This is a genomic window from Mesorhizobium sp. WSM4830, assembly GCF_055811495.1.
This window is the reverse complement of the sequence record NZ_JBVVQI010000005.1, coordinates 221,790-234,928: the sequence shown is the minus strand read 5'-3', so window position 1 is coordinate 234,928 and position 13,139 is coordinate 221,790. Positions and strand designations below refer to the sequence as shown.

At 62.2% G+C, this 13,139-nt stretch carries 13 protein-coding genes; 8 read left to right on the top strand and 5 right to left on the bottom strand.

Going from position 1 to position 13,139, the window contains the following annotated elements; translation table 11 throughout:
* On the top strand, positions 1 to 2,469 hold the full coding sequence (gene clpA / locus AC0L2Y_RS09815; RefSeq protein WP_023674922.1) for an ATP-dependent Clp protease ATP-binding subunit ClpA: 2,469 nt from the start codon (positions 1 to 3) through the stop codon (positions 2,467 to 2,469).
* Between the two features lie 95 nt (positions 2,470 to 2,564).
* Here clpA and AC0L2Y_RS09810 read toward each other — a convergent pair whose 3' ends face one another.
* From AC0L2Y_RS09810 to AC0L2Y_RS09795, 4 genes are all read right to left on the bottom strand, one after another.
* Positions 2,565 to 2,996, bottom strand: coding sequence for an HIT family protein (locus tag AC0L2Y_RS09810; RefSeq protein ID WP_352666592.1), 432 nt, complete (start codon positions 2,994 to 2,996; stop codon positions 2,565 to 2,567).
* 118 nt (positions 2,997 to 3,114) lie between these two features.
* Positions 3,115 to 4,329, bottom strand: coding sequence for a GNAT family N-acetyltransferase (locus AC0L2Y_RS09805; protein ID WP_473555713.1), 1,215 nt, complete (start codon positions 4,327 to 4,329; stop codon positions 3,115 to 3,117).
* Between the two features lie 40 nt (positions 4,330 to 4,369).
* Positions 4,370 to 5,098 (bottom strand): glycerophosphodiester phosphodiesterase, encoded by a 729-nt coding sequence (locus tag AC0L2Y_RS09800; RefSeq protein ID WP_352666596.1) that lies wholly within the window; start codon positions 5,096 to 5,098, stop codon positions 4,370 to 4,372.
* Between the two features lie 14 nt (positions 5,099 to 5,112).
* Positions 5,113 to 5,577 (bottom strand): RidA family protein, encoded by a 465-nt coding sequence (locus AC0L2Y_RS09795; RefSeq protein ID WP_473555710.1) that lies wholly within the window; start codon positions 5,575 to 5,577, stop codon positions 5,113 to 5,115.
* A gap of 138 nt (positions 5,578 to 5,715) precedes the next feature.
* On the opposite strand from AC0L2Y_RS09795, the gene AC0L2Y_RS09790 reads away from it, so the two are divergent.
* The 5 genes from AC0L2Y_RS09790 to tsf all read left to right on the top strand — a co-directional run bounded on the left by AC0L2Y_RS09790 (position 5,716) and on the right by tsf (position 10,335).
* The gene (locus AC0L2Y_RS09790) at positions 5,716 to 6,543 is read left to right on the top strand and encodes a cell envelope integrity EipB family protein (RefSeq protein WP_023674927.1); all 828 of its coding nucleotides are present in this window, start codon (positions 5,716 to 5,718) and stop codon (positions 6,541 to 6,543) included.
* Positions 6,544 to 6,669: 126 nt separating this feature from the next.
* Complete coding sequence (locus AC0L2Y_RS09785; protein WP_473555708.1) at positions 6,670 to 7,968, top strand: lysophospholipid acyltransferase family protein; 1,299 nt, start codon at positions 6,670 to 6,672, stop codon at positions 7,966 to 7,968.
* Between the two features lie 43 nt (positions 7,969 to 8,011).
* Positions 8,012 to 8,290, top strand: a complete 279-nt coding sequence (locus AC0L2Y_RS09780; RefSeq protein ID WP_352491532.1) for a DUF4031 domain-containing protein — start codon at positions 8,012 to 8,014, stop codon at positions 8,288 to 8,290.
* A 204-nt stretch (positions 8,291 to 8,494) separates the two neighbouring features.
* Positions 8,495 to 9,295: a 30S ribosomal protein S2 gene (rpsB, locus tag AC0L2Y_RS09775; protein WP_473555705.1), complete on the top strand. Its 801-nt coding sequence runs from the start codon at positions 8,495 to 8,497 to the stop codon at positions 9,293 to 9,295.
* A gap of 116 nt (positions 9,296 to 9,411) precedes the next feature.
* Positions 9,412 to 10,335, top strand: coding sequence for a translation elongation factor Ts (tsf, locus tag AC0L2Y_RS09770; protein ID WP_352471655.1), 924 nt, complete (start codon positions 9,412 to 9,414; stop codon positions 10,333 to 10,335).
* A gap of 1 nt (position 10,336) precedes the next feature.
* On the opposite strand, the gene AC0L2Y_RS09765 is transcribed toward tsf, so the two are convergent.
* The gene (locus AC0L2Y_RS09765) at positions 10,337 to 11,275 is read right to left on the bottom strand and encodes a LysR family transcriptional regulator (protein WP_473555703.1); all 939 of its coding nucleotides are present in this window, start codon (positions 11,273 to 11,275) and stop codon (positions 10,337 to 10,339) included.
* A 115-nt stretch (positions 11,276 to 11,390) separates the two neighbouring features.
* Here AC0L2Y_RS09765 and AC0L2Y_RS09760 point away from each other — a divergent pair, with 115 nt between their 5' ends.
* Together AC0L2Y_RS09760 and AC0L2Y_RS09755 are read left to right on the top strand one after the other, a co-directional pair.
* Positions 11,391 to 11,819 carry a nuclear transport factor 2 family protein gene (locus AC0L2Y_RS09760; protein ID WP_473555701.1) on the top strand — a complete coding sequence of 143 codons (429 nt, stop codon included), beginning with the start codon at positions 11,391 to 11,393 and terminating at the stop codon, positions 11,817 to 11,819.
* Between the two features lie 55 nt (positions 11,820 to 11,874).
* Positions 11,875 to 12,981: an aldo/keto reductase gene (locus tag AC0L2Y_RS09755; RefSeq protein ID WP_473555700.1), complete on the top strand. Its 1,107-nt coding sequence runs from the start codon at positions 11,875 to 11,877 to the stop codon at positions 12,979 to 12,981.
* Positions 12,982 to 13,139 lie beyond the last annotated feature (158 nt).

Sequence of the window (13,139 nt, the reverse complement as noted above, 5' to 3'; positions counted from 1 at the left end):
ATGCCGGCTTTCTCCCAAGGCCTGGAAAAGGCGCTTCACCAAGCGCTGACGCTCGCCAATGAGCGACACCATGAATATGCAACCCTTGAACATTTGCTGCTCGCCCTGATCGACGATACCGAGGCGGCCGCCGTCATGCGTGCCTGCAACGTCGATCTCGACGAATTGAAGCATACGGTCCTCACCTATATCGACACCGAGCTCGACAATCTGGTCACCGGCTACGATGAAGATTCCAAGCCGACTGCCGGTTTCCAGCGCGTCATCCAGCGCGCGGTGATCCATGTGCAGTCGTCAGGCCGCGAGGAAGTGTCCGGCGCCAACGTGCTTGTCGCCATCTTCGCTGAGCGTGAGAGCCACGCCGCTTACTTCCTGCAGGAACAGCAGATGACCCGCTACGACGCGGTCAACTACATCTCGCATGGCATCGCCAAGCGCCCCGGCGCTTCCGAGACGCGGACCCCGCGCGGCGCCGACGACGAGCAAGGCAGCCAGAGCGGGGCCGAGCCGCAAGAGGAAGGCGGCAAGAAGAAGCAGCAGCAGGACGCGCTGACTGCCTATTGCGTCAACCTGAACAACAAGGCCAAGGCCGGCAAGATCGATCCATTGATCGGTCGCGAGAGCGAGATCAACCGGACCATCCAGGTGCTGTGCCGCCGCTCCAAGAACAACCCGCTCTATGTCGGTGATCCCGGCGTCGGCAAGACGGCGATCGCCGAGGGCCTCGCCAAGCGCATCGTCGAGGGCGACGTTCCCGAAGTGCTGCACAATGCCACCATCTTCGCGCTCGACATGGGCACGCTGCTGGCCGGCACCCGCTATCGCGGCGATTTCGAGGAGCGGCTGAAGCAGGTCGTCAAGGAGCTCGAGGACTATCCCGGCGCCGTGCTGTTCATCGATGAAATCCACACCGTGATCGGGGCTGGGGCGACCTCCGGCGGCGCCATGGATGCATCGAACCTGTTGAAACCCGCACTGTCGTCAGGCGCCATCCGCTGCATCGGCTCGACCACCTACAAGGAGTTCCGTCAGTTCTTCGAGAAGGACCGCGCGCTGGTGCGGCGCTTCCAGAAGATCGACGTCAACGAGCCGACCGTCGAGGACGCCATCGAGATCATGAAGGGCCTCAAGCCCTATTTCGAGGAGTTCCACAAAGTCCGCTACACGAGCGAGGCGATCAAGGCTTCGGTCGAACTCTCGGCGCGTTACATCAACGACCGCAAGCTGCCGGACAAGGCGATCGACGTGATCGACGAGACCGGCGCCTCGCAGATGCTGGTGCCGGAAGCCAAGCGCAAGAAGACCATCGGCATCAAGGAGATCGAAGCGACGATCGCCACCATGGCGCGCATCCCGCCAAAGACGGTTTCCGCCGACGACGAGAAGGTGCTGCAAGGCCTCGACATCGAGTTGAAGCGCGTCGTTTACGGCCAGGACACCGCGATCACAGCGCTGACCTCGGCCATCAAGCTGGCGCGGGCCGGCCTGCGCGAACCGGAAAAGCCGATCGGCTCGTACCTGTTCTCGGGCCCGACTGGCGTCGGCAAGACGGAAGTGGCCAAGCAGCTCGCCGCCTCGCTCGGCGTGGAACTGATCCGCTTCGACATGTCGGAATATATGGAACGCCACACCGTTTCGCGGCTGATCGGCGCGCCTCCCGGCTATGTCGGCTTCGACCAGGGCGGGCTTCTGACCGATGGCGTCGACCAGCATCCGCATTGCGTGCTGTTGCTGGACGAAGTCGAGAAGGCGCATCCGGACCTGTTCAACATCCTGTTGCAGGTCATGGACCACGGCAAGCTGACCGACCATAACGGCAAGCAGATCGACTTCCGCAATGTCATCCTGATCATGACCACCAATGCGGGCGCGTCCGATGCGCAGCGCGCGGCCATCGGGTTCGGTTCGACCAAGCGCGAAGGCGACGATGTCGAGGCGATCAACCGGCTGTTCACGCCGGAGTTCCGCAACCGCCTCGATGCGATTATTCCGTTCGGCTCGCTGCCGGTGCCGGTCATCCATCAGGTGGTGCAGAAGTTCGTCATGCAGCTGGAAGCGCAGCTTTCCGAGCGTGGCGTGACCTTCGACTTGTCGCAGGATGCAATCGCATGGCTGGCCGACAAAGGCTACGACGAGCGCATGGGCGCCAGGCCGCTTGGCCGTGTCATCCAGGAGCACATCAAGAAGCCGCTGGCCGACGAGGTCCTGTTCGGCAAGCTCAAGAAGGGCGGCACGGTGCGTGTCACCGTCGAGAAGAAGGAAACCGGCGAGACCGGCCTGAAGCTCGAATCGCTCGCCGACGAGGCGCCGGTGAAGCCGAAGAAGGAAGAGCCGGACGACGTGCCGAAGGCCAAGAAGGCCGTGGCGAAGAAGCCCGCCGCGAAAAAGGCGGTGGCGCAGAAGCCGGAGCCGAAAGGCAAGGATGGCGGCAAGCGCAGCCTTGTGCCGCAACTGCCGCGCAAGAACTGACGAACCAGCCAGTAAAAAAAGCCCCGGAAACGGGGCTTTTTTTATGACACCTTCCGGTTATGCACCCGGCGCCCGCCGGAGCGGTTTGCGCCGGTTCAGCTTGCCAGCGCCATCCGTATCTTGCCGGCGTTCTCGGCCAGGACTTCAGGCTTTTCCATCTGTCCGCTGTGCGGCTTCAAGGGAATGCCCTCGAAGCGCGGAATGACATGGACATGGAGGTGGAAAACGGTCTGCCCCGAGGCTGGTTCATTGAACTGCATAACCGTGACGCCATCGGCATCGAAGGCCTTCTTTACGGCCCGCGCAACTTTCTGGACGTGAGCGAAGAGCGGGCCAAGCACCGCCGGATCCGCGTCGAGCAGGTTGCGTGACGGGGCTTTCGGCACCACTAGCGTGTGACCCTGTCCTTGCGGCATCACATCCATGAAGACCATGACCGCGTCATCCTCGTAGACGCGGTGCGAAGGGATTTCTCCGCGCAGGATTTTTGCGAAGATGTTGCTGCTGTCGTAGGTTGCTTCGGCCATGGCGCGCTCCGGTTCTTGGCTCGCTGTCTCGTGTAGCGAAGCTGTTCCGGGCGGGCAAGACGATCGATCGACATCGGCCGTGCCGGCCCGCTCGGCTGAGCGATTGGGGCTCGCTACTCTAGTCCGCCATGTCCTTGCGGAACGGCGTGTGCTCTTCCAGATATTCGCTCATCCGCTCGACTTCGCGCCGCTCGCGCTGGAGGTAGTCGGCCACTGCATTGCGCAGGCCTGGATGGGCGATGTAGTGCGCCGAATGCATCGTCACGGGCCGGTAGCCGCGCGCCAGCTTGTGCTCGCCCTGCGCACCGGCTTCAACCACCTTCAGCTTGCGCGAGATGGCGAAATCGATTGCCTGATGGTAGCAGACCTCGAAATGCAGGAATGGGTGGTCTTCGATGCAGCCCCAATTGCGGCCGTAGAGCGCGTCTGAACCGACGAAGTTGATGGCACCTGCAATGTAGCGCCCGTTGCGTTTGGCCATGACCAGCAGGATGTCGTCGGCCATGCGCTCGCCGATCAGCGAGAAGAAATCGCGGTTGAGGTAGGGCCGGCCCCATTTCCTGCTGCCGGTATCCATGTAGAACGCGAAAAAGTCGTCCCAGGCCTTTTCGGTCAGATCCTTGCCGGTCAGCCAGTCGATCGAGATGCCGTCGGCAAGCGCCTCGCGCCGCTCTTTCTTCATTGCCTTGCGCTTGCGCGAGGCTAACGTCGCGAGAAAATCGTCGTAGCTCGAAAAGCCTTCGTTGAAGAAGTGAAACTGTTGGTCGGTGCGATGCAGGAAGCCGGCCGCCGCCAATATCTGGACGTCGTCCTCCGGCGCGAAGGTGACATGTGCGGAAGACACGCCGAGCTTATCCGTCACCGCCTTCAGGCCAGCCGCAAGACCGGCCTTGACGGTGGGGCTGTCCTCGCCCTTGGCGACCAGCAGGCGAGGGCCAGTGACGGGCGTGAACGGCACCGCACATTGCAGCTTCGGATAGTAGCGCCCGCCGGCGCGTTCGAACGCGTCCGACCAGCCATGGTCGAATACGTATTCGCCCTGGCTGTGCGACTTCAGATAGCAGGGAACCGCACCGAGCAGCTTGCCTCGCGCGGTTTCCAGCCTGAGGTGATGGCCTTGCCAGCCGGTGCGCCGAACAGCGCAGCCCGAATCTTCCAGAGCGCTCAAAAAAGCGAATGAAACAAGCGGATTGTAGCCGTTTTCTGCATCGCCGCGTGTGGTGCCGCCGAGGCTGTCCCATTCAGCGCTGGTAAAGGCGCCAATGCCAGCGGCGATGCGGATCGACAGCTCCGCATTCGCCGTTTGTCTTTCGCAGTCGTCCCCTTGATCCATGAGGCTTACTTAAGCTCGCTGCGGACCCATACAAGCCCGCTCAGGCAAGCCGTACCAGATCGGGCTCGAATCCTTCGAACGTCATCTGGTCGGCATATTTGAAGGTCAGATCGACGGCAGGCTGGTCGTGCACGGTCCAGGTGATCACCGGCATGCCGAGTCTTTCTCGCACGAAGGAGACGAACCGGTTCGGCAGGTCGCCGGCGGCGTAGGAGGTAAAGGCGATGTCATGCGCCAGCATGGCGAAATGCGCCTCGATCAGGTGGTTGTCGTTGCCGTAGGCGGTCAACCCGCCGGGTATGCCGGGTGCATGTTTCGCGAACTCGCGGATCAGCCAATGGTCGAACGACATGATCGCGGTCCTGCCCTTGTAATGTTTGAGCATCTTGCCGACGCTTTCGACCAGGCCTTCGTCGTGCCCGGCAGCGCCTTTCAGCTCGATAACCATCGGCACACGGCCGTCGACCAGATCAAGTGCCTGCTGCAGCGTCGGCAAATGGTCAGCGGTGCCGCCGACCGTCAGCGCCGTGATCTCGGCAGCGGTACGCTGCCAGACGAAGCCGTCCTTGCCGGTCAGCCGCCGCAGATCGCCATCGTGGATAATGACGGGGACGCCGTCGGATGACAGGTGCACGTCGCACTCGATCGCATAGCCGCGCTCGGCCGCCGCGGCAAAGGCGGAAAGCGTGTTCTCCCAGCGCGTCTTGTTCATGTCGTGGAGGCCGCGATGGGCGACGGGCCGGGCGGTCAGCCAGGAAAGATCAGTCATGGTCGCAGTCCCGGTCATTCGACTTCGAAGATCGCTTCGATTTCCACTGCGGCATTAAGCGGCAGGGAGGCGGTGCCGACGGCGGAGCGGGCGTGCTTGCCGCGCTCGCCGAGCACAGCGACGAGAAAATCCGAGGCGCCGTTGGCAACCAGATGCTGTTCGACAAAATCCGGTGCCGAGGCGACGAAGACGGTGATCTTCACCAAGCGGCAGATTTTCTCGAGATCGCCAAGTGCCGCCCGGGCCTGCGCCAATATGTTGATCGCACAGTATTTTGCGGCTTCCTTGCCGGTCGCGGTGTCGACATCGCGGCCAAGCAGTCCGCTGGCCTGGAGCTTGCCTTCCTTGAGCGGCAACTGCCCGGCGGTGAACAGCAGATTGCCGGTCCGGCAATAGGGCACGTAATTGGCGGCGGGCGCGGCGGCGGCCGGCAGCGTCACGCCGAGATCGCTTAGCCGCTTTTCGATTGTTTCGCTCATGCTATTTCCCTATTGCTTGAAGGTGCCGCGCAGGCCGGGCCGAAATTGCTATTTTTGCCTCGCTTCCGCCACGACTTTTTTTAAGCTGGACCATCTTTCCATGCGGCCTGCCATTAGCCGCGATGATCGGAGCACCCCATGCGCGCAACGCGCCTCGCATTCAACGCCGTTCTCTTGACAGCGGCTTCCTGGGCGGCTCCCGCTTTTGCGGTGCCGGCACTGCAGGCGCATCGTGCTGTTTACGACATTTCACTCGACAAGGCCTCCGACCGCTCCGGCATTACCGGCATCACCGGCCGCATGGTCTACGAGTTCAACGGCTCGCCTTGCGAGGGCTATACGGTAAAGTTCCGTCTGGTGACCCAGATCGTAACCAGCGACAACACCAGGCTGACCGACCAGCAGATGACCACCTTCGAGGATGCCGAGGGCAAGACCTTCTCCTTCGTGAACAAATCCTTTGTCGACCAGAACCTCGACAAGGAGGTCAAGGGTACCGCAACCAAGGAAGCCAACGGTCTCAAGGTCGATATCGACAAGCCCGAGAAGAACAGCCTGGAACTCGCGCCGACCCAGTTCCCGACCCAGCAAATGGTCGAAATGATCGGCAAGGCGGAAAAGGGTGAGCGTTTCTACGAAACCAACCTGTTCGACGGCTCTGAGGATGCCAACAAGGTGGTGACCACTACCGTCGTCGTCGGCAAGCAAGCCGATGCCGACAACGCCGATCCGGAAGCGCCGGCGCTGGCCAAGCTCGCCACCGACAAATACTGGCCGGTCGACATCGCCTATTTCGATGATGCCGACAAAGGCGGCGAGGAGGTGCCGGAATACCGGATCAGCTTCAAGCTGCACAAGAACGGCATCACGCGCGATCTCGTCATGGACTATGGCGAGTTCTCGATGACCGGCAAATTGGTCAATCTGTCGCTGTTCGATCAGCCAAAGACCTGCCCGTCGAAATAGGCTCGAACCAACGACAAGCCGCCGGCCGCTATCCAGCGCTTGATCTTGCGGGGCATGTCGTATCGACTTGAGCATGCCGCAATTGCATATCAACGTTTTACGACGCTAAGCGCCGCGGGGAGCAGGTTGAGCAGGATCGACGTTTTTGTGGCGCCGCGGCCCAACGCGACGCTGATCAAGGCCATGACATTCGTCAACCGAATTGTCATGCTGCACGGCATTCCGGGGCTTCGCGACCTGTTGCCATTCAACCGCCTGGCCGGTTTGCGCGGCGTCGCCAATGTCCGCCACATCGATTTTCCGGAGGATGACCGGCAAAGGCTGAAGGCTTGTTGCGGCGCGGGCAAGGCGACGTTCATCACGCCCAACCATCCCGAATTCTTTACCGACTGGATGATCGACAAGGAGGTCGTCTCGCGGGTAAGCCCGCTGGCGGCATCGTGGGCCACGCATGGCGTCGTCAATGGGCTAGGCCGGCTGATGCAGAAATTCTGGTTGGCCAACAATCTGATCGCGCAAATCCCGGGCAACAGCGCGGCCGCCAAGGAACATTCGGTGGCCTGGGCGCTGAAAGGGCACGGCGTGCTCCTGCACCCCGAGGGCGGTGTCGGCTGGCATGCCAACATCATTGCCCCGCTGCTGCCGGGCGCGGTCGAGATGGGGTTCAAGGCGCTGAAGCGCGGCCGCCTGACGGATCCGGATTTCAAAGTTTGGATCGCGCCCGTGATCTGGAAGCTCGCTTTCACGGGGAATGTCGAGGCGGCGCTGGCAAAGGAATGCGCCTATGTCGAGCACAGCCTGAAGATCGAACGCCGTGCCGCCGATACGCTGCCGGAGCGCGTCCATCATATCTACGCGACGCTGCTATCGCGCGATGAGGCTGCGAATGGCCTGCGGTCCGACGAGCGGGCTTCGTATGACACACGTCAGAAGGACCTGCTGACCGAACTCGGCCGTCGCCTTGCTGAACTTGTTTCGCTCGACGCCGGCACGCTCGACAATGCCGAGCTTTTGCGCCGTTCGCGGCGCTGGCTGCGGGAAAACACGGACGGCACCGGAAGCCAGAAGCAGGTCCGAATGCTGGCGGATACAATCCAGCGCCTGCAGCGTGTCGGGCCGTGGGCGTCGGCCAATCCGCGCATCACGCAGGAGGAGATCGCCGAACATTTGAAGCGAATCCGCAACGATTATTGCAAGGGTACGCTGCGCGATACCATCAACCGTTTCGTGCCGCAGCCGGCAGGCCCGCGCCGCGCCTATGTCCGGGTACCGGAGCCGCTAGGCTTGCACGCCTATCAAGGCTCCGTCGAGGAGGCACTCGCCGAACTGCATGACCGCATGCAGGAGACCGTCACCAGGACGATGACGCAACTCGAGGCCGGCGGCGGCTTCATTTTCTATGCCAATCCCTTCTATCATCGTTAGCGGCGTGTTGGTCGGCGCAAGATGAAGGAGTGCGGCAAGCCTCATGGCGGTCTATGTCGATGCGGCGATCTGGAAATGGGTCGGCCACCGCTGGTGTCATCTGCTGGCAGACGACACCGACGAGCTGCATCGCTTTGCCGGGCAGCTCGGCATCAAGCGCTCGTCCTATCAAGGGCCGCCGAAGACATCGGCACCGCATTATGACATAACCGGGTTCGAGCGCGACCGCGCGGTGCGGTTAGGCGCCATCGAATGCAGCCGCGAGGAGATCGTCGCCGTTTTCCGGCGTGTGCGGGTGCCGAAGGCGAAGATGCGGCGATGACACCGGTGCGCTGATCGCCGCACGCTGAACCACAAGACGCCACAACGCTTGCGTTTGTCGCGCTTCCCCTCTATATGCGCGCTCATTCCACACACGGACTTTGGTGTCTGCCCGGGAGAAATCCGGCTGAAACCTCCGGTGGCGTTCGAGGACAAAGTCCAAAAATGCCTGTGTCCGTGGAGGCTAACCGGAAAGGAAATAAGAATGGCTCTGCCTGATTTCAGCATGCGCCAGCTATTGGAAGCTGGCATTCACTTCGGCCACCAGACCCACCGCTGGAACCCGAAAATGGCGCCCTATATCTACGGCGCCCGCAACAACATCCACATCATCGACCTCTCGCAGACGGTGCCTTTGCTGCACCAGGCGCTGAAGCAGGTTTCCGACACTGTTGCCAAGGGCGGCCGCGTGCTGTTCGTCGGCACCAAGCGCCAGGCCTCCGACATCGTCGCCGATGCCGCGCAGCGCTCGGCCCAGTACTATGTCAACTCGCGCTGGCTCGGCGGTATGCTGACAAACTGGAAGACGATCTCGAATTCCATCCAGCGCCTGCGCAAGCTCGACGAAATGCTGGCCGGCGAGGCTCAGGGCCTGACCAAGAAGGAGCGCCTCAACCTCGACCGCGAGCGTGAGAAGCTCGACAAGGCGCTGGGCGGCATCAAGGATATGGGTTCGACGCCCGATTTGATGTTCGTGATCGACACCAACAAGGAAGCGATCGCCATTCTCGAGGCCAAGCGTCTCGGCATCCCGGTCGTTGCCATCATCGATTCCAACTGCGACCCGGACAAGATCGACTTCCCGATCCCCGGCAACGACGACGCGGCCCGTGCCATCCAGCTCTATTGCGATCTGATTGCCAAGGCAGCCATCGACGGCATCGCCCGTCAGCAGGGCGCGCTCGGTGTCGATATCGGCGCATCGGTCGAGACTCCGGTCGAGCCGGCGCTCGATCAGACCCCGGCCGCCGAGAGCCCGGCAGCCCAGACCCCGGAAGCACAATAGCGAAGGCCGGCTGCGGCCTTCATCTTTCCAATATGTTGGCGCGGTAAGCGCTACCGGCACCAGGCGCATCATCGAAAATCGATGGTGCGTCGGTGCATTTAGACAAAGAGGCGACAATGAGCATTTCGGCTGCACAGGTCAAAGAACTCCGCGACTTGACCGGCGCGGGCATGATGGACTGCAAGGCGGCGTTGAACGAAACCAACGGCAACATGGAAGAGGCCATCGACTGGCTGCGCAAGAAGGGTATCTCCAAGGCAGACAAGAAGGCTGGCCGTACCGCTGCCGAAGGCCTGATCGGCGTCGATTCCGGCGTCCGCGAAGCAGCGATCGTCGAGGTCAATTCCGAGACGGACTTCGTTGCCCGCAATGCTGCGTTCCAGGAGATCGTCGCCAATGTCGCGAAGGTCGCGCTTGCCTATGGCGGCAAGACCGAGGCCGTTGCCGCCGCTCCCTATCCGGGCTCGGGCAAGTCGGTCGCCGAGACCATCAAGGACGCCGTCGGCACCATCGGCGAGAATCTGGGCTTCCGCCGCTCAGCCAAGCTCACCGTCGAGCACGGCGCTGTCGCAACCTACGTTCACAATGCGGTCGCCGACGGCCTTGGCAAGCTCGGCGTGCTGGTGGCCATCGAGACGACAGGCAACGCGCATGCCGCGAACGCCTTCGCCCGCCAGGTTGCCATGCATGTTGCTGCCACCAATCCGATGGCCTTGACCACCGAAGAGCTCGATCCGGCCGCGGTGGAACGCGAGAAGGCGATCTTCGCCGACCAGGCGCGCCAGTCCGGCAAGCCGGAAGCGATCATCGAGAAGATGGTCGAAGGCCGTTTGCGCAAGTTCTATGAAGAGGTCGTGCTGCTCAAGCAGGCTTTCGTGCTCAATCCCGACATTACCGTCGAGAAGGCGCTGAAGGATGCCGAAAGCGAAATCGGCGCGCCCGCCAAAATCGCTGCCTATCTGCGCTTCGCGCTCGGTGAGGGTATCGAGAAGGAAGAGACCGATTTCGCGGCGGAAGTCGCGGCAGCGGTCAAGAAGTAAACTATCCGCTCGAAAGGCTTTTTCGGCCGGGTGTCCGCGAGGATGCCCGGCCGATTTCTTGCGCGGTGTCGATGAAGGCGCGGAGCTTCGGGGCCATCGCGGCGCGGCGCGGGAAATAGAGGAACAGTCCCGGTTCCTCGATCGATGCCTCGCCAAGGATTTCGACCAGCCGGCCTGCTTCGATGTCGGGCTTGACAAGCGGCTCGAACAGATAGGCGAGGCCGATGCCGGCAAGCGCCATTTCCCTTGCCGACAGTGGATCGCTGACGACCACGCTGCCGCGTGTCTCGACGCTGATATCCTTGCCCTGATCGGACAGATCCCAGCGATAGAGCGCACGTGATCGCAACAGCCGATAGCCGATGCAGTTGCAGGTGGAGAGATCCGCAATTGTTCGCGGCTTTCCGTGGCGGCCGACATAGGCCGGAGAGGCGACAATGGTCGTCCGGAACGGCTGAGTCAGCCGCACCGTCACCATATCCTCTGCGATCATCTCGCCCAGCCGGATGCCAGCGTCGAAACCCTCGCCGACGATATCGCTCAGACGTTCGTCGGTGACGATCTCCACCGTCACGTCAGGGTAACGTTCCGCCATCACCGTCAGGATGGGCATCAGCGCCAGAGGCAGCGCCAAACGCGGCGCGTTGATCCTGAGCAGCCCGCTTGCCCGGCCCTTGACAGAGCGGATACGTTCGATCCGGTCGGCAATGTCCTCCAGTGCCGGCTCCGCCGCAGCGACAAGCGCGGTGCCAGCCTCGGTCAGCGAGACGCTGCGCGTGGTGCGGGCAAACAACGGCTGGCCGATCCGCTCTTCCACCAGCCGAACCGCATGGCTGACCGCTGACGGGCTCATGCCGAGCTCGGCGGCTGCCAGCGCGAAGCCGGCACGCCGCGCGACGGCAACGATTATAGGTAGGTGGCTAAGCAGATCGCGGTCCATTCATGCATGATATCGCATAGTGCATTCGGATAATGCAATCTTATCCGCGGGGAAAGGAGGGCGCATCTTTTGGCTGCATCACACGACAATCGCCGAGCAGCCAAGGAGACGTCTAATGACCGACCTCGATTCCGAACGAATCCGTAATCTCGAGACCGCGCGTAAATTCTTTGATCTGATGCACCGCAAGGACATTGAGGCATGGGGCGACCTTTGGGCTGAAGATGGTCGTATCCTTGTCTTCTACCCGCCGGCAGGATTTGGAAACAGCATCGATGGCAAGGCCGCGATCCTGGCGGCCTTCCGAGGCCTCTTCGGTAATTTCGAATCCTTCGATTCGCAGCTGACAGCCATCTATCCGGCAGCGGATTCGGACGCGATCGTTGTTGAGTACAAGAACCGCGCGGTGCTGATCGGTGGCACTGAATACACCAACAGCAATATCGCGATTTTCCGCTTCAAGAGCGGTCTGATCAGCGCCTACCACGACTATTTCGATCCGCGCCGGTTCCAGGTGGTGGTCGATGCGCTGGCCAAGGCCTGACTCCGTATCCCAGGCAAGACCTCAATCCCGCTTTTCAAACTTCAGGAGAAAATCCATGACCATGTCCTACTACACGCTCGGCAACAGCGGGCTGCGTGTCACCCGCCTGGCGCTCGGCACCATGACGTTCGGCACAGAATGGGGCTGGGGCGCGGAGAAGGAAACCGCGCGCGGCTTGGTTGATGCCTATGTCGAAGCCGGTGGCAATTTCTTCGATACCGCCGATCTCTATACCGGTGGCACGGCCGAAACCTGGCTCGGCGAATTCATCGCTGAGCGTGGGCTGCGCGATAAGGCGGTGATCAGTACCAAATTCACCTACAACGCCGAACCGGGCAACCCGAACGCCGGCGGCAACGGCCGCAAGAACATCCTGCGGGCGGTAGACGGTTCGCTAAAGCGGCTCGGCACCGACTACATCGACCTCTACATCCTCCATACCTGGGACAGGCTGACACCACCGGAGGAGGTGATGCGGACGCTGGACGATCTGGTGCGCGCCGGAAAGATCCGGCATGTCGGTCTGTCCGACGTGCCGGCCTGGTACGCAAGCCGGGCGCAGGCGGTCGCCGAGCAGCGCGGCTATGAACCGGTTTCGGCGCTTCAGCTCGAATATTCGCTGGCCGAGCGCAACATCGAGCACGAGTTCGTGCCGTTCGGCACGCGCTATGGCGCCGGAATCATGGTCTGGAGTCCATTGGCCAGCGGCCTGCTCAGCGGAAAATACCGTTTCGATACAATCGTCAAGGATGGTGGCCGGCTGGAGACAATGCGTGGTTCGCCCAATCCCGGTTTCCAGAAATTCACCGACCGCAACTGGCAAATCGTCGCTGAACTGGAGACGGTTGCCGGCCAGCTCGGCCGCAGCATGGCCCAGGTCGCCCTGAACTGGACGGCAAACAGGCCAGGCATTGCGTCCGTCATCGTTGGCGCCACCAGGCTTAACCAGCTCAAGGACAATCTCGGCGCGCTTGATTTCGATATTCCCGAAGATCTTCGGGCACGGCTCGATGAGGTGAGCCGGCCGGTCACGCCCTTTCCGTATTCGTTCTTCGGCCCTGAAATACAAGGCGGCCTGACCGGTGGGCAGGCGGTGGGCGGTAAGCCGGCAAGTTATCTGCCGGACCTGCTCATGCAAGGCACTTTTGCCGGCGTGAGCTGACGGTTATCCCGGTCGACGATCTCAACTTTCCGGCTCGGGGGGGGGGGGGGGGGGGCGCCGCCCGCCCCCCCCCGGGGGGGGGGGCCCCCCCCCAAGGGGCCGGAACGAAAGGAGGGCCCCCCACGCCGCGCAGGGTTGGGGGGGTGCCCGGGGGGCCG